General features: G+C 67.1%; 18 protein-coding genes. 13 read left to right on the forward strand and 5 right to left on the reverse strand.

What is annotated here, in order from left to right; genetic code table 11:
- The first annotated feature begins 18 nt into the window (after window positions 1-18).
- The 3 genes from Hrr1229_RS06895 to Hrr1229_RS06905 are packed head-to-tail and all read left to right on the forward strand — an operon-like array spanning window position 19 to window position 1,830.
- The gene (locus Hrr1229_RS06895) at window positions 19-624 is read left to right on the forward strand and encodes a hypothetical protein (RefSeq protein WP_123113586.1); all 606 of its coding nucleotides are present in this window, start codon (window positions 19-21) and stop codon (window positions 622-624) included.
- Between the two features lie 4 nt (window positions 625-628).
- Window positions 629-1,198 carry a hypothetical protein gene (locus Hrr1229_RS06900; RefSeq protein WP_255212574.1) on the forward strand — a complete coding sequence of 190 codons (570 nt, stop codon included), beginning with the start codon at window positions 629-631 and terminating at the stop codon, window positions 1,196-1,198.
- A complete protein-coding gene (locus Hrr1229_RS06905; RefSeq protein ID WP_123113585.1) occupies window positions 1,195-1,830 on the forward strand; it encodes a YigZ family protein in 636 nt (211 codons plus the stop codon). Before Hrr1229_RS06900 ends, Hrr1229_RS06905 begins: the two co-directional genes overlap by 4 nt.
- A gap of 190 nt (window positions 1,831-2,020) precedes the next feature.
- On the opposite strand, the gene Hrr1229_RS06910 is transcribed toward Hrr1229_RS06905, so the two are convergent.
- The gene (locus Hrr1229_RS06910) at window positions 2,021-3,658 is read right to left on the reverse strand and encodes a DNA-directed DNA polymerase II small subunit (protein WP_123113584.1); all 1,638 of its coding nucleotides are present in this window, start codon (window positions 3,656-3,658) and stop codon (window positions 2,021-2,023) included.
- A gap of 117 nt (window positions 3,659-3,775) precedes the next feature.
- Between Hrr1229_RS06910 and Hrr1229_RS06915 the strand changes: the two genes are divergently transcribed.
- A complete protein-coding gene (locus Hrr1229_RS06915; RefSeq protein WP_123113583.1) occupies window positions 3,776-4,864 on the forward strand; it encodes a S26 family signal peptidase in 1,089 nt (362 codons plus the stop codon).
- Between the two features lie 118 nt (window positions 4,865-4,982).
- Here Hrr1229_RS06915 and Hrr1229_RS06920 read toward each other — a convergent pair whose 3' ends face one another.
- Window positions 4,983-6,707 carry an orc1/cdc6 family replication initiation protein gene (locus tag Hrr1229_RS06920; RefSeq protein WP_123113582.1) on the reverse strand — a complete coding sequence of 575 codons (1,725 nt, stop codon included), beginning with the start codon at window positions 6,705-6,707 and terminating at the stop codon, window positions 4,983-4,985.
- Between the two features lie 1,358 nt (window positions 6,708-8,065).
- Here Hrr1229_RS06920 and Hrr1229_RS06925 point away from each other — a divergent pair.
- The 4 genes from Hrr1229_RS06925 (at window position 8,066) to Hrr1229_RS06940 (ending at window position 11,336) form a co-directional block, all read left to right on the forward strand.
- The gene (locus Hrr1229_RS06925) at window positions 8,066-8,707 is read left to right on the forward strand and encodes an Era-like GTP-binding protein (protein ID WP_123113581.1); all 642 of its coding nucleotides are present in this window, start codon (window positions 8,066-8,068) and stop codon (window positions 8,705-8,707) included.
- On the forward strand, window positions 8,707-9,120 hold the full coding sequence (locus tag Hrr1229_RS06930; protein ID WP_123113580.1) for a DUF2073 domain-containing protein: 414 nt from the start codon (window positions 8,707-8,709) through the stop codon (window positions 9,118-9,120). The genes Hrr1229_RS06925 and Hrr1229_RS06930 overlap by 1 nt, the downstream gene beginning before the upstream one ends.
- On the forward strand, window positions 9,121-9,900 hold the full coding sequence (locus Hrr1229_RS06935; RefSeq protein ID WP_123113579.1) for a Zn-ribbon containing protein: 780 nt from the start codon (window positions 9,121-9,123) through the stop codon (window positions 9,898-9,900).
- A 254-nt stretch (window positions 9,901-10,154) separates the two neighbouring features.
- Entirely contained in the window at window positions 10,155-11,336 is a 1,182-nt protein-coding gene (locus tag Hrr1229_RS06940) for an aspartate kinase (protein WP_123113578.1), read from the forward strand.
- 49 nt (window positions 11,337-11,385) lie between these two features.
- Here Hrr1229_RS06940 and Hrr1229_RS06945 read toward each other — a convergent pair whose 3' ends face one another.
- Window positions 11,386-11,835 carry a hypothetical protein gene (locus Hrr1229_RS06945; RefSeq protein WP_123113577.1) on the reverse strand — a complete coding sequence of 150 codons (450 nt, stop codon included), beginning with the start codon at window positions 11,833-11,835 and terminating at the stop codon, window positions 11,386-11,388.
- Between the two features lie 234 nt (window positions 11,836-12,069).
- Between Hrr1229_RS06945 and Hrr1229_RS06950 the strand changes: the two genes are divergently transcribed.
- The gene (locus Hrr1229_RS06950) at window positions 12,070-12,939 is read left to right on the forward strand and encodes a hypothetical protein (RefSeq protein ID WP_123113576.1); all 870 of its coding nucleotides are present in this window, start codon (window positions 12,070-12,072) and stop codon (window positions 12,937-12,939) included.
- Window positions 12,940-12,952: 13 nt separating this feature from the next.
- Here the strand turns inward: Hrr1229_RS06950 and Hrr1229_RS06955 are convergent, their stop codons facing one another.
- On the reverse strand, window positions 12,953-13,531 hold the full coding sequence (locus tag Hrr1229_RS06955) for a hypothetical protein (RefSeq protein ID WP_123113575.1): 579 nt from the start codon (window positions 13,529-13,531) through the stop codon (window positions 12,953-12,955).
- A 105-nt stretch (window positions 13,532-13,636) separates the two neighbouring features.
- On the opposite strand from Hrr1229_RS06955, the gene Hrr1229_RS06960 reads away from it, so the two are divergent.
- Both Hrr1229_RS06960 and Hrr1229_RS06965 read left to right on the forward strand, forming a co-directional pair.
- Window positions 13,637-14,209, forward strand: a complete 573-nt coding sequence (locus Hrr1229_RS06960) for a magnesium transporter (RefSeq protein ID WP_123113574.1) — start codon at window positions 13,637-13,639, stop codon at window positions 14,207-14,209.
- Window positions 14,210-14,286: 77 nt separating this feature from the next.
- Entirely contained in the window at window positions 14,287-14,841 is a 555-nt protein-coding gene (locus Hrr1229_RS06965; RefSeq protein ID WP_123114896.1) for a magnesium transporter, read from the forward strand.
- A 28-nt stretch (window positions 14,842-14,869) separates the two neighbouring features.
- On the opposite strand, the gene Hrr1229_RS06970 is transcribed toward Hrr1229_RS06965, so the two are convergent.
- Window positions 14,870-15,313, reverse strand: coding sequence for a DUF2391 domain-containing protein (locus tag Hrr1229_RS06970; RefSeq protein WP_123113573.1), 444 nt, complete (start codon window positions 15,311-15,313; stop codon window positions 14,870-14,872).
- Between the two features lie 115 nt (window positions 15,314-15,428).
- Here Hrr1229_RS06970 and Hrr1229_RS06975 point away from each other — a divergent pair, with 115 nt between their 5' ends.
- Together Hrr1229_RS06975 and Hrr1229_RS06980 are read left to right on the forward strand one after the other, a co-directional pair.
- Window positions 15,429-16,106 carry a class I SAM-dependent methyltransferase gene (locus Hrr1229_RS06975; RefSeq protein WP_123113572.1) on the forward strand — a complete coding sequence of 226 codons (678 nt, stop codon included), beginning with the start codon at window positions 15,429-15,431 and terminating at the stop codon, window positions 16,104-16,106.
- 491 nt (window positions 16,107-16,597) lie between these two features.
- The gene (locus Hrr1229_RS06980) at window positions 16,598-17,485 is read left to right on the forward strand and encodes a YkgJ family cysteine cluster protein (protein ID WP_123113571.1); all 888 of its coding nucleotides are present in this window, start codon (window positions 16,598-16,600) and stop codon (window positions 17,483-17,485) included.
- Window positions 17,486-17,500 lie beyond the last annotated feature (15 nt).

Genomic DNA, 17,500 nt, shown 5'->3' on the forward strand with positions numbered 1-17,500 from the left:
CCTACCGTCGAGTTATAAATGGGCATCTTCGACACGATCCGCGCCGTGCTCGGGACGAGCGCCGAGACGGACGCGACCCGCGAGGCCGACCCCGAGGACCTCTTCGGGATGTCGACCGCGTACATGACGATGGAGGCCGACCTCGGCTACGACCACTGCGGGGAGGCCGCGCTCTGCTTCTCCGGGGTCGACAGCACCCGCTTCGACGACGCCGTCGAGACGGTCGAGGCCATCCTCGAAGCCGGCGAGATCGAGACCGGAACGGGGTTCCACCGCCACGAGGACGACCACGGCTACCAGTGGTTCGTCCTCGAGGACGACGACCCCGAGGACCTCGTGACCAGCGTCCACTTCGCGGCCGACCAGTTCATCGAGGAGGGGTTCGGATCGCGGCTGCTCGCGGCGGTTTTCGGCTTCGAACGCGGAGAGACGGACGCCTACTGGATCTACTCCTTCCGGCGCGGCGCGTACTACCCCTTCTCCCCGAAGGGGACGAGCGACCGGAACCAGCAGGTCGAGTTCAAGCTCCAGTCCGTCCTCGACGGGGAGCTCGGCCTCGAAGACGACGAGTCGTACTGGTACCCGCTGTGGCCGGACGCGTCCGGGAAGCGGCCGTGGGAATGATCCGATGAGCGGGTCGACAGCGGGGGAACCGAACGACGGCGCCGGTACCGACTCCTCGAGCAGGGAGTACCGCGACCGCGACGCCCTGAGAAAGCGAGTGTTCCGGGGTGTCGCCGTACAGACCGCGGCGCTCAGCGCTGCCGTCCACCTGCTGTGGGCGTGGCCGCGGCTCGGCGACCCGGCCGATCCGCGACCGTACGTGTTCCTGCTGGGGGGCGCGTTCACCGTCGCCGTCGCGGTCGCGACGCTGCGCGCGCCGGAGTACCGGCGCCTGTACGCGCTCGGTGCCGGCACCCTCGCGGCGTTCCTCCTCGGCTACGTCGGGTGGTACGGCGCCGCGACTCCGGCGGCGCTCGCGAGCGATCCGCTGGCGATCGTCGCGAAGGGCGCGGAGCTCGTCGGCGTCGGCGCGTTCCTCGTCCTCTACCGACTCGCCCCGCCGACGGGCGTCGTGCTCGAACGGCGGCAAGAATCGACCACCGAGGGCGACAATCCCCCCGGGGATGACGAACCTGCGGCGAGTAACGAACCTACAGCGAGTGACGAACCCGCCAACGGACGGTCCGACTCATGACCGACGACGCCTATCTGACGGTCGCGGAGCCCGCGACCGCGACGTTCGAGGTCCGAGGATCGGAGTTCCTCGGGCACGTCGCCCCGGTCGACACGGTCGACGAGGCAGAGGCGTTCATCGAGCGCGTCGGCGACGAGTACGACGACGCGACCCACAACGTGCCGGCGTACCGGGTGCCGGCCGGGGCGGCGTCGGAGCGGACGCCCGGGAGCGGTCCCATGCTCCGCGAGTACTCCTCCGACGACGGCGAACCCTCCGGGTCGGCCGGGAAGCCGGCGCTCAACGTCCTCCAGCAGCGCGAGATCCGCAACGTCGTCGCGGTGGTGACTCGCTACTACGGCGGGACGAACCTCGGGGTGGGGGGGCTCGCCCGCGCCTACTCGCGGGCGGTGAAAGAGGGAGTCGACGAGGCCGGCGTCGTCGAGGAGCGGCCGCACCGGCGGCTGGTCGTCGAGACCGCCTACGACGACTCCGGGACCGTTCGGGGCGTGATCGAGTCGGCCGGCGTCGAGTTCGACGCCGACTACGACGAGCGCGTGCGGTTCGACCTGCGCGTCCCGACAGCCGAGGTCGACGACCTGGTCGAACGGCTCAACAGCGCGACGAGCGGACGGGTCGAGATCGATCGGTAGACCGGGAAATGGACGGCGAGTAGGACTCGGACGGCGAACAGGCGACGGAGTCGAAACGGAGGGGTCCCACGGCGGTGCGTCGCGCTCCCGCCCAGTGCGCCGCGGGCAGCGCTCACGTCACGGGCGGAGTTGGAGGCGGTATCCGATTTGAACGTCGGGCCGATCGGACCGGATAAGCAGGCCGCGACCGTTACGCGAACTTCCGGACGGTCATCTCCAGCGTGTCGAGGTCGAGGATGGGCGCGTACCCCGCGTCGGGGTCGATGTTGACGGATTTTTGGAAGTCGGTCTGGGCCTGCCAGCAGCCGGAGTTGACCGCGAGCACGTTGTGGTACTTCCCCCACCCGAGCTTGTGAACGTGGCCGGTGTGGAACACGTCCGGGACGTCCTGGATGACGAGGTAGTCGCGCTCCTCCGGAGCGACGCGGGTGTGCCCGCCGAACTGCGGGGCGACATGCCGCTTTTTTAAGAGCTGGTACATCGCTTTATGAGGCTCGTCGTAGCTCGCTTTCTCCTCGGGGAGCTCCGCGATAACCTCGTCGAGAGAGACGCCGTGGTACATCAGCACGTCGACGCCCTCGACGCTGACGGTGGCGGGGTTCGAGACCACCTGCGCGTCGTGGACGTCGAGGATGTCGCGGATCTCGTCGTTGAACCCGGGCTGCGGCTCCGCGAGCCGGACCGCGTCGTGGTTGCCGGGGATCATCACGATCTCGGTGTCCGCCGGGACCTCCTTGAGGTGTTCCGAGAACGCCTCGTACTGGTCGTAGATGTCGACGATCTCCAGCTCCTCGTCCTGATCTGGGTAGACGCCGACGCCCTCGACCATGTCGCCAGCGAGCAGGATGTACTCGACCGCCTCGGCCTCGGGCGTGTGGAGCCAGTCAGTGAAGCGGTGCCACGCCTCGGCCATGAACTCGTCGCTGCCGACGTGGACGTCGGAGATCAGCGCGGCCTGGACGTGGCGGTCGGCCGCGCCGGTCCGGTGGGTTCGCGGGACATCCGGGAAGTGCAGCGAGTCGGCGAACAGGATTCCGGAGTCGTCGGCGAGGGTTCCCTCGACGGCGACGCACTCGTCCATCAGGATCTCGTCGACGACGTCGGCGAGCCCCTTGTCTTTCATCACCAGCGCCGGGAAGGTGCCGGTGGTGTCCTCGAGCTCGACGAGCCAGTGGCCGGACTTGGTCGAGCGAACGTCGTTGACGAGCCCGATCATCGCGGCGTCGCTGCCGCCGGGCATGTCCGCGATCGCCTCCGCCGGACGGTGGTTGACGCGGCCCCGAAGGATCTTCGAGAGGCGCTCGTAGCGGTCGCGGAACGTCCGGACGAAGTCGGCGTACTCGCCGGTCCCGGTGCTCCGTCCGGTCATGTCGTTGCCGACCTCGAGCTCTCGGAGCTCCGGGTCGCGGTCGGGGCTCCGGGAGGGTCCGTCCTCGCGGCTCCGGTCGCGCTCGCCGCCGGGCTCCGCGGAGCCGCGATCGGAACGCTCGTCGGTCGATGCGACGCGGTCGGTTCCCCCGGACCCCTCCGTTTCGACTGGAGATCCTCCGGTTGGAGGGTCTGCGTCGGGGGTTGAGTCCGTCGAGGGTCCGGAGTCGACGCCGGAACGGGCCGGCGTCTCGGAGTCGGCGACGCCGTCCGAACCGACCGCCGCGCGGACCTGTTCGGCGGTGATGCGGAGGGCGTCGTCCGGCGCGCGGTCGACGGCGCGTTCGAGGGCCGTCGCGGAGTCAGGGGCGCTCGCCAGCAGGGTGACCGCCTCTCGCTCTGCGTTGTATCCCCGCCTGGCGAGCTCCTTGACGATTCGGGCGTTCGACTCCAGCGGCACGACAGTCGAGAGGAGTGTGCGGCTCAAAACGGTTCCGGAGGACAGGTCCGCCGTCCGCCGGGCGGACGGGAGCTGTGACCCGGAAGCTTATCACCGAAACCCGTCAACCCGAACGTAATGGACGAAGGGGATCGGCCGGAGACAGACGGTGATCCGGCCGAGCGAAGCGGGGCGTCGGGCGCGAGCGGAGACGACCGCGACGAGACGGACTCAGTCGCCGCGTCCGAATCGGCCGACGCGTCCAAATCGACCGACGATCCCGAACCAGTCGACGATCCCGAGAGGACTGATGGGACCGAACAGTCGAATAGATCCGGACAGATAGACGAGCCCGACCCGATTGATACCCCCGAGACGGTCGAACCGTCCGAGGGAGGAGGAGTTTCGGGAGACGACGACCGCGGGAGTGGATTCGCGGAGCGAACTCGCGAGGGGCCGGCTCCAACCGAAACGAAGGGGCTCGCCTATCGGTTCCGTCACGACAAGGAAGGCGCGTTGATGTGGATCCGGGAAATGCTCTCCAGCGTCGCAATCGTGCTGGTGATCGGGCTGATCCTGTTCGGAATTAGCGGGGTGTGGCCGCCGATGGTCGCGGTCGAGTCCGGGAGCATGGAGCCGAACATGGAGGTCGGCGACCTCGTCTTCGTGACGGAGCCCGGGCGGCTCGCGCCCGACGCGGCGAACAACGACGTCGGCGTGGTAACGTACGAGGACGGGCGGGCCGCCGATTACCGGACGTTCGGATCATACGGGTCAGTGGTGATATACCGGCCGCCGGGACGGACGGCCTCACCGATCATTCACCGGGCCATGTTCCACGTCGAGGAAGGTGAAAACTGGTACGACCGGGCCGACGACGAGTACCACGGCGCGGCGGGGTGCGCCGACCTAAGGCACTGTCCGGCCCCCCACGACGGGTTCATCACGCTCGGCGACAACAACGGCGCGTACGACCAAGCCAACGGGCTCGCGCCTCCGGTCAAGGCCGAGTGGGTGACCGGCGTCGCCCGGGTTCGCGTCCCGTATCTCGGATACGTGCGGCTGATCGCGAGTGGGCAGGCGGAGCTGAGCGACGTGCTCGCGACGACCGTCGCGGCGGAGGCGGTCGATAGGGTGGGTGAAACCGAGGACTCCGCGGCCGCGAGCGATGAGTTCTCGAAGCCCACAGTTTCGGGTGGAGGTTCGATCGCGAGCGCGTCCGCGTGAAATCAGCCGTTCGACGAGAACAGTCAGTTTGACGAGAGTCGTTTGACGAGAACAGCCGGCCAAAGGAGCCGATACTCAAAGAGACTGATCGAGCGACGTCGCCGGTGGGGAAAACGCGTCAGTTGTCAAATCGGGCCTGAACGAACGGCTGGGCGTTCTCGATGTCGCCGAGACGGGAATCGGACAGCAGCACCGCTTCGGTCTCCTCGACCGGGACCGAGAGGCCCATCTCCTTCGTGCGGCCGTACCGGCCCTTCGAGACGACGACCGCGTTGACGATTCCGAGCATGTCGAGCTCGCTGATGAGGTCGGTGACGCGGCGCTGCGTAAGTACGTCCGCGTCGATCTCCTCGCACAGCCGCTTGTAGATGTTGAACACCTCGCCGGTGTTGATGTTGTGGACGCCGTTCTTCTCGAGGAGGATGACAGCGAAGAGGACGATCTTGCTCTGGGTCGGGAGCGTTCTGACGACTTCCACGACGCGGTCGAGCTCGATCTTGTCCTGCGCTTGTCGGACGTGTTTCTCCGCGACGATCTCGGCCTGAGAGCGCTCGGCGAGCTCGCCGGCCGTCCGGAGGAGGTCGAGCGCGCGCCGAGCGTCCCCGTGCTCCTGGGCTGCGAACGCCGCGCAGAGCGGGATCACGTCGTCGGTGAGCGCCTCCTCTTTGAACGCGATGTCAGCGCGGTGCTGGAGGATGTCCCGGAGCTGGTTCGCGTCGTACGGCGGGAAGACGATCTCCTCCTCGCCGAGGCTGGATTTGACGCGGGGATCGAGGAAGTCGGTGAATTTCAGGTCGTTGGAGATCCCCATGATTGAGATCCGGGACCGGTCGAGCTCGGAGTTCATCCGCGAGAGGTTGTACAGGGTGTCGTCGCCGCTCTTCTCGACGAGCTTGTCGATCTCGTCGAGCATGATCACGACCACGCGCTCGTGGTAGTCGACCGCCTCGAAGAACGTCGAATAGACCCGGTCGGTCGGCCACCCGGTCATCGGGACCTCCTCCATCTCCTCCGCGTCGGTCTCGAGCTCGTCGATCCGCGCGTCGAGATCGTCGAGCGTCGCGAACTCGGTGGTCGCGAGCGCTCCGGGGTCGTCGGTCGCCTCGGACCTGAGCTCTCGGCAGCGGTCGAGGCGGTCGGCGATGACCTGCTGGTTCTTCTCGATGAAGGTGTTGGCGAGCTGCGCGAGGACGCGGTACTGCGTGTCGGTCACCTCGCAGTTGATGTACTCGACCTCACAGGGAACGTCGTACTTCTGTGAAGTCGATTCGAGCTCCTGTGAAACGAACTTCGCCGACGCCGTCTTCCCGGTGCCCGTCTTGCCGTAGATGAGGATGTTGGAGGGCGTCTCACCGCGGAGCGCCGAGACGAGGATCGTCGCCATTCGGTTGATCTGGTCGTTTCGGTGCGGGAGTTCGTGCGGAGTGTAAGACGGCCGGAGCACCTCCTTGTTCTCGAAGATCGGTTCGCCGGAGAGGAGGTCGTCGAACAGGCCCTGATTGTCGTCCTCGTCGTCGAGAACGACGCCGTCAAAGTCGACGTCCGGGGTAGAACGGTCGCGTCCGCCGCTGCCGACGTCGACGTCGGTGTCGGTAGTTACCTCAGTGTCGACATCTCCTTCAGTCCCGGCGTCGGTGTCGGGATCCGGTCCGGTACCGGCGTCAGTGCCGACGGTACTGTCCGACCCGGTGCTGTCGATGTTCTCGCGGTCTAGGCCTGTTTCGTGGGCCGTCGAACTCGAAGGCGGATCGTCGAGCTCCTCATCGGTCGTGAACGGGTCATCGGTTTCCCCGCCGCTATCCCCCGATTCGCCCGCCTGCGATGTGTGCTCTCCTTCGTCCATATGAACCCCCCTGTTTCAGGTGGAAATTCGCCACGAGAGGGCGAGGTGCGCCGCGTTCCGTCCTGAAACGTTGACATCCGGCACTATTCGTGTCCAGTGATGTCCAGTTGATGCAGTCGAACCAGATGAAGAGGCGGTACAAAAGTGTTGCTCTCCGGACTCGAAACGCACCGTCAGTTGACGGGATCGTCGACGGCCCTCCGGCCGCGTCGGCACGGTCGAACTGGCTCGTCGGCAGATGGCGCAGTCAGTTGATACTGCAGCCGGCAGACGTGCAGCTGGCAGACGTGCAGCCGACAGATGAGTCGAAGCAGCTGATCCGATTCGTCAAAACGAAATTCTCACGGTGAATCGAGCGCGGTACGGATATCAGACGGTGCAAAACGACGGACACGTCGAATCGGTTCGATGCACCGGAACCGAAGGTTGGATGCGGGAATGCTGAGGAACGACTCGGACTATAGAGCGTGATTTTGGCAGTTCAGTCGCTCGTTAGACGTCGATGAGCCTGTTGATTATCGGTATCTCAGACTGGGACGGTTCGGCGTTTGGTCCGGTCCACGGAAGTTGGATCCCCGAACCCCCCCACCCCCACGGAAGTTGGATCCCCGAACCCCCCCACCCCTTTGTTTCGTGTGGAACGCGAATTTGGTGGGTAGGGGTGGTCCAGGGGATGAATATGAAACAGAAGAATTTATATTGTAGACTGTACAACAGTACCCTCGACAATCCATCCCAGATTATTGTTGTTGTTTTGTGGTTATTTTAGTGTCTCCAGGCACTAATAAAATATAGATCGGCCTGATCCCCGAACCATCACCACCACCCCACCCACATCATCACCCGTCTCCAGTTGAAACGAAGGGGTGGGGGAGGAAGCAAACCGAGCGAGCTCAGGCGGGGGCCGTCTGCGATACCGGTCACCCACAGCTCCCCTTAGAGAGATGGACTGTTGTCGGACGAGGTTGTCTCGCCGAACCCGGCTCCCGTCGGTGGTGATACATCGAAATACGAGGCTTTACCCTTATACCGCCGTCACAGACGGCCTCCCAAGACCTGTGTCTGTAATGTGTCAACACCTCATATGTGGACCACCCTTCCGGCATACCTCGACCGCTTCGTCTCGCGTCGCCCCCTTCGGCTCCGACAATACGTTTCCGGGATTCGAAATGAATGCCATTTCGAGCGGCTCAAAACTGTACGCGCTCAATATCGGCCGATCTGAACGTCTGACGCAGTTCTTAAGTGAGAGGGGCGTGGATTCTATCGTAATTCCCCGAACGAACGCCGGGTGCGGCCGGATCGGGCGGTAGCACGCGACACGGCTCGTTCGGGAGAAACCAGGATTGGAGGTCAGGATGGGACTGCTCACGAATCTCAAAGACAGCATATCACGGGTCACAGACGGGCTGTTCGCGGCCGACGAGCCCAAGCGGATCGGGATCTACGGACCGCCGAACGCCGGAAAGACGACCCTCGCAAACCGGATCGCACGCGACTGGACGGGTGACGCCGTCGGGCCTGAGAGCCACATCCCGCACGAGACTCGACGCGCTCGGCGCAAGGAGAACGTCGAGATCGAGCGGAACGGACGGAAGGTCACGATCGACATCGTCGACACGCCGGGGGTGACGACGAAGGTCGACTACAAGGAGTTCCTCGACCACGACATGGAGAAGGACGACGCGGTGCGTCGCTCCCGCGAGGCGACCGAAGGGGTCGCGGAGGCGATGCACTGGCTCCGTGAGGACGTCGACGGCGTCATCTACGTGCTCGACTCGACCAACGACCCGTTCACGCAGGTGAACACGATGCTCATCGGGATCATCGAGTCGCAGGACCTCCCGGCGCTTATCCTCGCGAACAAGACGGACCTTCCCGGATCGGACGTCCAACAGATCGCCAACGCCTTTCCGCAACACGAGACGATCCCGCTCTCGGCGCTCGAAGGTGAGAACATGGACGAAGTGTACACGAAAATCGCGGAGTACTTCGGCTGATGCCCGGACCGACTCCCGACGTCGACGGCGACGCGTCTTCCGACGACCCCGGCGACGGCGTCCGGATCGACATGATCAGCGGCGCCCGGATGGAAGGGCTCACCGGTATGGAGAAGATCCGGCTCATCCTCGACGGCGTCCGCGACGGCAACATCGTCATCTTAGAGGAGGGGCTCTCTCCCGACGAGGAGTCGAAGCTGATCGAGGTGACGATGACCGAGATCAGCCCGGACGACTTCACGGGGATCGAGATCGAGACGTACCCGAAAGCGGAGACGGGCGACCAGAGCTTCCTCGATAAGCTGATGGGTCGAAAGTCCGCCCAGAAGCTCACCGTCATCGGGCCGGCCAACCGGATCGAGACGCTGCACAAAGACGAGAACCTCATCAGCACCCTCGTCTCCCGCAAATAAATGCCCCACCAGTGTACCACCTGCGGCCGGACGTTCCCCGACGGGTCGAAGGAGATGCTCTCGGGCTGTCCGGACTGCGGTGGGAACAAGTTCCAATTTAAACCCGCGGGCGCGACAACGGACGAACCGTCGACACCGTCCGAGCAGTCAGCCCCGTCCGAGCAGTCAACCCCGTCCGAGCAGTCAACCCCATCCGAGCAGTCAACCCCATCCGAGCAGTCAACCCCGTCCGAGCAGTCAACCCCATCCGACCACTCGAACTCGAATGCGACGGAGCGGTCGTCCCCAGCGTCGGCCGATTCAACCGAGGCCGCCAACGCGAGCGAGCCGACCGCCACCGATCCGACTTCGACCTCCGATACCGAGCCGTCTTCCGCCGCTGCAGACCCGACGCCTTCCGACGCGGAACCGTCCGAACCGACCGACTCGACGACTGGGACCGAACACGTCCGCGAACGCGACGAGGAGGACGTCGCGCAGGCGAGCGCTCGATCCGACGTCGTCTCGCCGGACGAACTCGACCGGGCGAGCCGCCCCGTCGACTCCGACTCCGACGCGGACGCTCGGGGCTCCGCCGATCCGGACGGCCCCCGTCCCGATATCGGCGAACTCCGCGACGAGCTCAACGAGCAGTTCGAGAGCATTCGGATCGTGAGTCCGGGGAAGTACGAACTCAACCTGATGGAGCTGTACGACCGTCAGGAGTACATCATCTCGCTGCAGGAAGACGGGCGCTACGTCATCGAAATGCCCGACGCGTGGGGCATTCAAGACGAGTGACGCCAACGGCAGTTTCGACGAACGCCCCCGCCGGCAGTTTCGACGAACGCCCCCGCCGGCCGGAACTCCCGAGCCGTGGTTCTCGCCGAACTGTACATTCGGGCGACCATTGTCGAAGTGAACACAGTTATGCGGCTTCCTCCGCTACGGCCGCCTATGTCCGCTGATCACGCTTTCACTTCGCGATCTCGAGCCGTCTCTCGTTCGATCCGACGCGACGAACCCGACCCGAACGCTCGCGACGAGGTGGACGTATGCGCGTAGTCGCCAAGTTCGGCGGGACGAGCCTCGGGAGCGGCGACCGCATCGAGCGGGCGGCCGACTCCGTCGCGAACGCGGTCGAGGCCGGCCACGAGATCGCCGTCGTCGCGAGCGCGATGGGATCGACCACGGACGACCTCCTCGACGACATCACCTTCGAGACGGACGACGCCGACCGCGCCGAGATCGTCTCGATGGGCGAGCGCACTAGCGTCAGGATGCTCAAGGCGGCCCTCTCGGTCCGCGATATCGATGCCGTCTTCCTCGAACCCGGACACCCCGACTGGCCGGTGATCACGAACGAGCTCGGCGAGGTCGACGTCGAGGAGACGAAGAAGCGCGCGCACGCCATCGCGGAGCGGCTCGACGGCGTCGTCCCGATCATCACCGGCTTCCTGGCGGAGGACCACGACGGCAACGTGACGACGCTCGGCCGGGGCGGCTCCGACACGACCGCGGTGATGCTCGGCAACTACATGGACGCCGACGAGGTCGTGATCGTCACCGACGTCGAGGGCGTCATGACCGGCGACCCACGCGTCGTCGAGGGGGCGCGGAACGTCGGTCGGATCACCGTCGACGAGCTGCGGAACCTCTCCTTCCGCGGCGCCGAGGTCGTCGCGCCGTCGGCGCTCTCGTACAAGGACGAGGACCTCTCGGTCCGGGTCGTCCACTACCAACACGGCGACCTGCTCAGAGGGGGGACTCGCATCGAGGGGCAGTTCGAGAACCTGATCGACATGCGCGAGGAGCCGCTCGCGTGTCTCACCATCGCCGGGCGCGCGATCCGGAACCGACCCGGGATCCTCTCGCAGCTCGCGAGCGCCCTCCGCGAGGAGGAGATCAACATCGACGCGGTCGCCTCCGGCATGGACTCGGTCACGTTCTACGTCGACGTCGACGTCGCGGAAACCGCCGAGGCGCTGCTCCACGAGGCCGTCGTGGACGACGAGACGCTCTCGTCGGTGACCGTCGCCGACCCGATCGCGGTCATCCGGGTGACCGGCGGCGAGCTCCCCAACCAGCCGGGCGTCATCCAGGACATCATCGCCCCGCTGGCCGAGGACGGGATCAACATCATCGACCTCATCACGAGCGCGACGTCGGTCGCGGTGTTCGTCGACTGGGACGACCGTGAGGACGCGCTCGAGATCGTTCAACAGCGGTTCGACTGACGACTCACTCGTCTCACGCATCTCGCTCGACTCACCTGTCCAACTCGTCTCACTCGTTCTTTCGACCGTCCAACTCCCCGAACTCGATCCGGTACCGAGTGGTCCGTCGCCCCTCGAACCGCGGGCCCCTCCCCGCGGATTCGAACCCCGAGGCCTCGATCACCTCGCCGGTCGCCTCGTCGTTCGGGACGACGACCTCGACACCCATCTCCTCCCGGCGCGCGAACCGTCGCGGCTCTTCGAACAGCCGTTCGATCGTCGACCCGTTCCCGTCGAAGTCGGTCACGTGAACGGTGTCGCCGCGGACATCGAAGGCGACGAAGCCGCACACCACCTCCTCTGTATCGTCGCTGTCGCCGGCCGTGTCGCTGTCGCCGGCCGCTTCCACCGCGACTCGAACCGACCGGTCGTGGATCATGTTTCTCACGACGTCTTCCGGCCGACTGGTCACCGATGCCAGCGCCTCGGCGTCCGATTCGAGTGCGTCACGAATCCGCATACCACGGTTACCGGACGAATCCGTATAAACCCGCTGGCATTCGGGTCCCGCGCTTCGTCGGGAGTCGCCCACTTTCCGCTCGAAGCGTCCCGCCTTCCGCCCGAAGTAATATAGTTTTAAACGACCGGCGGCCTCAGGGTTCGACATGAGCAAATCCACCACGATCGTGCTCGGAACGATCGGCGTGTCGGCGGCCCTGTCGGTACTCATCATCCTCTCGTACGTGCTCGGCTGATGTTCTCGTCCCGGCCGCTCGACGCCGACCTCGATGCAGTCCGCGAGGAGCACGCGCCCGGGTCACCCGTCATCGACGTCGACGCGGACTTCGAGACGCTCCCGCCGGCCGCGGCCGAGGACCTCGGCCTGTTCGTCGACGGGCTCTCGCCCGCGTCGTTCCCCGGGGAGTGGCTCCCCGACGAGGTGCCGGAGCTCCTCCGGAAGTACGCCGGTCCCGCATTCACGGTCGGGCTCCCCGGCGACGGCACCGTCGTCCGGTCGACCCAGACCGACCCCCAAGCGGTGCTCGTCAAGAAGCGGGCGGAGGGGACGCCGGACGACTTCCTCGCGTTCCTGGTCGCCGACCGGTTGGTCCAGATCGGCGTCTCACCGGCTCCCGGATCGCTTCCGGACGACGCTCCCCCTGACTGGCTCCCCGAGAGCTTCCTCCCGTTCTTCGGCGAGCGCTATCGCGACCTCGACGCCGCGATCCGCCGCCCGGACCCCGACACCGGCGCCTCGACCACGGGATACGGCCCGACGGACGTCTTCCAGGTCGCGGCCGCGCTGTTCGACGCGTGGGTCGGGCTGTACACCCGCGACGCCTTCGCGTCGTGGGAGGGCCGCCACCCGCGGCTGTTCGACGCGTGGGTCGACGCCGGCGACCGCTTGGAGGGACGGCTCGGCGACCTCTCGGGCGAGGTCGCTCGCGGCGAGACCGACTTCGCGAGCGCGACGGAGTACGCCTGCTCGGCCGTCCGCCACGGGCTCGACCTCCCCGCGCCGTTCGCCGCGCTCGACACCGCCGCCTACCGCGACCGCGGCGCTCCCTACGCGGTGAAGTGGGCGGAGAAGACGTTCGAATCGATGGTCGACGCCGACGGCTGACCGGCTCTCGTTTTTAAATATCGAAGCTGACGTTGCCCTCGCCGTCGAGCTCGATGACGCCCTCGAACAGGTCGCGGAACCGGTCGAGCGTCGCGACCTCGTGGACCTCCTCGGAGAGGTGGAAGATCCCGACCGCGTCGTGCTCGTCGAGGAGGTCGAGGATCTCAGCGGCCGCCTCGTACACCGCGTCGTCGTCGGCGTAGTACGCCATCTCGGTGAGCGAGTCGACCGAGACCCGCCGCTTCCCCTCGTTCTCGGTGAGGAAGCGCTCGACCCGGTCCACGACGCCGTCGAGGTCGTCGGGGGCGGAGACGTAGAACACGTCGTCGCTGGAGCGCCGCGAGTAGCCGCGCTCGACGGAGAGCGTGTCGAGGATGGTCGCCTTCGTCTCGTCGACGTCGTAGTACTCCAGCTTCTGTTCGACCTCTCGCGCGGTCGTGCGCGTGGAGACGACGAGGAACGCGTCGGTGTCGGTCTTCAGGAAGTCGGTGTCGATCCGGTCCGTCTCGCCGATGCTCGGGTGGACGAGCAGCAGCCCGGTGCCGCCCGGGATCGTTTCCGGCCCGTTCTCGATGGCGAGCGAGTAGTCCATGGGATCGGAAACCCCCCGACCGACTTAACGGTGCGGGCCGCGTCGGTCGGTCGCCGCCGACGGCGCCGGCCGGTTTTTTGACTCCCCCTCGCGTTCGCACACACGATGCCCGGCCACGACACCGCGCGCGACGTCTACCGACAGGCGCTGCCGGTGATCCTCGTCAGCCTCGTCGCCGGGCTCTTCGCCGGGACCATCCTCGGCTCCGAGACGATGCGCGCCGGCATCTCGGAGGTCCCCGGCCTCCTCCTCCTGCTCCCCGCGTTCCTCGCGACCCGCGGCGGCGTGTACGGCTCGCTCGGGGCCCGCCTCTCGACCGGGCTCCACCAGGGGCTCATCGAGCCCCGATTCCGCCTCGACCGCCGCCTCAGGAATGCGATCCTCGCCTCGTTCATCAACGGAATGACCGTCTCCGTGTTCATCGCCGTGGTCACCTACCTCTGGCTGACGCTGTTGGGGACGGAGGGGAACCTCCTCCAGCTGGTCGGGATCATGGTCGTCGCGGGATTCCTCTCGGCGGTGCTCATGATCTCGGTGCTGATCGCCGTCATCTTCGTCGGCTACCGCCGGGGGCTCGACCCCGACAACGTGATCGGGCCGGTCGTGACGACGCTCGGCGACGTGTTCGGAGTCCTCTTCCTCCTCGTTGGGATCTACATCGTGGGGGTCGTGCTGTGAGCGGTTCCGCCAGCGCGGGAGGCGACGGGAGCGCTTCCGACCTCGGGGGCCGCTCGGCGTCCGCCTCGGAGACGACGATGACCGACGAGTGGTCGATCCGCCGGATCGTCCGGACGATGATCCCGCTCCTCGCCGCGCTGTCGGTGCTCCAGCTCGTCTCGGGGACCGTCCTCGAGACGTACGAGGCGGTGCTCGTCAGCAACCCGGCGCTGCTCGTGTTGGTGCCGGTCCAGATCGGCACGGCCGGGAACCTCGCCTCGATCACCTGTTCCCGGCTCACCACCCAGCTCTACCTCGGGACCTACGAGCTGGACCCGTCGAACCCCGACCTCAGGGCGAACGCCGGCGCCGTGTTCGCGCTGGCGGGGACCGTCTTCGGCGTCGTCGGCGTCGCCGCGTGGGCCATCGGCGTCGCGCTCGGCGGCACGCTCGGACTCGGGCGGGTGCTCCTCGTCTCGCTGGTCTCCGGGATGCTCCTCGCCGTCCTCGTCGTCGTCACCAGCGTCGCCGCCGTGGAGATCTCCTACCGGATGGGGTTCAACCCCGACGACACCACAATCCCCGTCGTCACCAACGTCTGCGACATCGCCGGCGTCCTGATCCTCTTCGCGGTCGTCTCCGTGGTCGTGTGAGCTCGGAAGGCGCTGTCATCGTGGGAGTTCAGAACACGCTGTCGGCGGTCGCGGCGCCGACGACGCTGAACACCGCGCTGACGGAGACGGCCTTGGCCGTGGTCACCAACAATTCGGTCCCCGTCACGCCCTGCTGGATGAGGAAGGTGTCCGGCGCGTCGAACAGCACCGCGAGGACGGTCACGGAGCCGAACGCGACGATCATCAGCGAGACGAACCGGGCTGGGATCCCGGCGATCTCCTTTTCTACCTCGGGGTCGCGGCCGGTGTCGGCCCGGTAGAGCGCGGCGTACCCGATCAGCGCGACGAGCCCGGCGGTCAACGCCCCTTGGATCGCGTTCATCCCCGCGGCCAGGTCCCACACCTCTCCGGTGACGACGAACGGGCCCGCGAGGAGGAAGCCGCCGACCGCCTGCTGCGCGGAGTCCGCGATCCGGAACTTCGGCCGACGGAGGCTCTGCGGGCGTTTCATACACTCCAAAGGGACGGCGGCCGATAAAACGGCGACGCTTTGCCGCCGCGCGTCGCGGCGACCGGGAGCCGTTCCCCTCCGAACCGGTTTTCACCCGTCCGCCCGTCGTCCCGCCATGAGCGTTCGCGAGGAGTTCGACCAGTGGGCGACGTCGGGGAAGGACCGCGGGATGGAGGACCGGCACTGGCACACCGCGAAACACGTGCTCGCCCGGATGCCGGTCGAGGCGGGCGACGCCGTCCTCGATTTAGGCACCGGGTCCGGCTACGCGCTCCGCGCGCTTCGCGAGCGGGGCATCGGCCGCGGGTACGGGCTCGACGGCGCGCCGGAGATGGCCCGCAACGCCCGGAGCTACACGGACGACGACGCCGTCGGCTTCCTCGTCGGCGACTTCGACGCGCTCCCCTTCGCCGACGACTCGCTCGACCACGTCTTCTCGATGGAGGCGTTCTACTACGCGGCCGACCCGCGGAACACGCTCCGGGAGATCCGGCGCGTGCTGAAGCCCGGCGGCACCTTCTACTGCGCCGTCAACTACTTCGCGGAGAGCGAATCGACCCACGCGTGGCAGGAGAACATCGCCGTGGAGATGACTCTCTGGAGCCGCGAGGAGTACCGCGAAGCGTTCCGGGACGCCGGGCTGTACGTCGCCGGTCAGGACAACGTCCCCGACCGCGAGATCGAGATCCCGGACGCGGACGCGTTCCCCACCGACGACTGGGACTCCCGCGAGGCGATGGTCGACCGCTACCGGACGTGGGGGACGCTGTTGACGGTCGGCGTCGCACCTTGATCTCGCAGATCGGTTATAAATCACTGCCGTCGACAACTCTGCGATGAACACCGCCAAAGCCCCAGCCGGGAGGCGGGCGCACGCTCGCTGCGGTCCTCGGTCACTCGCTTCGCTCGTTCCCTGTGGTCCTTACGTCGTCATCAGAACGCTCCGCGTTCTGATTGGCTCACGAGAGCTTTGCTCTCGTGAACGCCTGCGCCCGCCTCTCGACTGCCCCTTTGAGTCCCACCCGACCGCACAGCACCGCACCTCACGCCTCCCCAGCCTCGTCGCTGGCACCCTCCGCTTCGCTTCGGGAGCCAGCGACTCCAGCGAGGGACCTTCGGTCCCTCTGGCAGCCGGCGCGTAGCGCCGGCGACCTCGCACGCGCTCCTCGCGCCCGGTGGGCGCTCGGAGGCGCGCGCCACCGCACCACCGTCTATTTATAAGTAAAGACTCGTGATCCGCCGATACCTTTTAATCATGCGAACCGTTCGCACAGTTGATACCATATGGAACTCCGCTGCGAGGGCTGCGCCGGCTGCTGCGTCGACTGGCGGCCGCTCGACCCGGACGCCGCCGGCTCCGACCGCGCCGGCGACCGCCCGCCGCTCGACGACACCTACGACCTCGCCCCGCTCACCCGCGACGAGGTCGCCGGCTTCCTCGACGACGGGCTCGGCGACGCGCTCGTCCCGCGGCTGTTCGAGCCCGCCGAGTCCGACGCGTGCGTCTCCGTCGACGGCGTCGACGTCGCCGCCGCCGGCGACCGCCCCGTGTTCATGATCGGCCTCCGGAAACCGCCCAAGCCGGTCGCGCCGATCGGCACCGAGGGGCCTCGCTGGCTCGACGCCTGCGTCTTCCTCGACCCGACGACGCTCCAGTGCCGGATCCACGGGGCGGAGCGGTACCCCCGGACCTGCGCGACGTACCCGGGACACAACCTCGAACTCGACGCCGAGACCGAGTGCGAGCGCGTCGAGGCCGCGGGCGGGGGCGACCGCCTCCTCGACGACGAGCCGCCTGACGACCTCCCCGCGCCCGCGTTCGGCCCGCAGGCGCTCGGGACGACGATCTTCGCCTACCCCGATCCGGACGACCTCGACGGCGTCCTCGACCGGATCGTGAACGACTCGCTCACCGCCGACGACCGCGCCCGGTTCGCGGGCGCCGCGGTCGGCTCGCGGCCGGGGTCGCTGTCGGTCGATCGCGACCGCATGGCCGAGGCCCGGGCCCGCGCCCGCGAGGCCGACTCGTGGGCGGGGCGCGCCGTTCGCGAGTGGACCGACCGCGCGGGCGGCGACGGGGAGGCCGTCGACCGCGACGCGGCCGCCGTCGATCGACTAGTCAGCGATCTGGAGGACGACGCCGGCGCCCCCGGGACGCCGGGGTGGGACTGACCGGGCGAACGGATC

It is taken from the genome of Halorubrum sp. CBA1229 (genome assembly GCF_003721435.2).
Classification (GTDB): domain Archaea; phylum Halobacteriota; class Halobacteria; order Halobacteriales; family Haloferacaceae; genus Halorubrum.

Excerpts from the sequence above, each read along its gene's own strand:
- Hrr1229_RS06920 (WP_123113582.1), bottom strand. The coding sequence starts at position 6,707 with ATGGACGAAGGAGAGCACACATCGCAGGCGGGCGAATCGGGGGATAGC.
- Hrr1229_RS06895 (WP_123113586.1), top strand. The coding sequence starts at position 19 with ATGGGCATCTTCGACACGATCCGCGCCGTGCTCGGGACGAGCGCCGAG.
- Hrr1229_RS06980 (WP_123113571.1), top strand. The coding sequence starts at position 16,598 with ATGGAACTCCGCTGCGAGGGCTGCGCCGGCTGCTGCGTCGACTGGCGG.
- Hrr1229_RS06900 (WP_255212574.1), top strand. The coding sequence starts at position 629 with ATGAGCGGGTCGACAGCGGGGGAACCGAACGACGGCGCCGGTACCGAC.
- Hrr1229_RS06955 (WP_123113575.1), bottom strand. The coding sequence starts at position 13,531 with ATGGACTACTCGCTCGCCATCGAGAACGGGCCGGAAACGATCCCGGGC.
- Hrr1229_RS06970 (WP_123113573.1), bottom strand. The coding sequence starts at position 15,313 with ATGAAACGCCCGCAGAGCCTCCGTCGGCCGAAGTTCCGGATCGCGGAC.
- Hrr1229_RS06930 (WP_123113580.1), top strand. The coding sequence starts at position 8,707 with ATGCCCGGACCGACTCCCGACGTCGACGGCGACGCGTCTTCCGACGAC.
- Hrr1229_RS06925 (WP_123113581.1), top strand. The coding sequence starts at position 8,066 with ATGGGACTGCTCACGAATCTCAAAGACAGCATATCACGGGTCACAGAC.
- Hrr1229_RS06960 (WP_123113574.1), top strand. The coding sequence starts at position 13,637 with ATGCCCGGCCACGACACCGCGCGCGACGTCTACCGACAGGCGCTGCCG.
- Hrr1229_RS06905 (WP_123113585.1), top strand. The coding sequence starts at position 1,195 with ATGACCGACGACGCCTATCTGACGGTCGCGGAGCCCGCGACCGCGACG.
- Hrr1229_RS06950 (WP_123113576.1), top strand. The coding sequence starts at position 12,070 with ATGTTCTCGTCCCGGCCGCTCGACGCCGACCTCGATGCAGTCCGCGAG.
- Hrr1229_RS06940 (WP_123113578.1), top strand. The coding sequence starts at position 10,155 with ATGCGCGTAGTCGCCAAGTTCGGCGGGACGAGCCTCGGGAGCGGCGAC.
- Hrr1229_RS06975 (WP_123113572.1), top strand. The coding sequence starts at position 15,429 with ATGAGCGTTCGCGAGGAGTTCGACCAGTGGGCGACGTCGGGGAAGGAC.
- Hrr1229_RS06915 (WP_123113583.1), top strand. The coding sequence starts at position 3,776 with ATGGACGAAGGGGATCGGCCGGAGACAGACGGTGATCCGGCCGAGCGA.
- Hrr1229_RS06935 (WP_123113579.1), top strand. The coding sequence starts at position 9,121 with ATGCCCCACCAGTGTACCACCTGCGGCCGGACGTTCCCCGACGGGTCG.
- Hrr1229_RS06965 (WP_123114896.1), top strand. The coding sequence starts at position 14,287 with ATGACCGACGAGTGGTCGATCCGCCGGATCGTCCGGACGATGATCCCG.
- Hrr1229_RS06945 (WP_123113577.1), bottom strand. The coding sequence starts at position 11,835 with ATGCGGATTCGTGACGCACTCGAATCGGACGCCGAGGCGCTGGCATCG.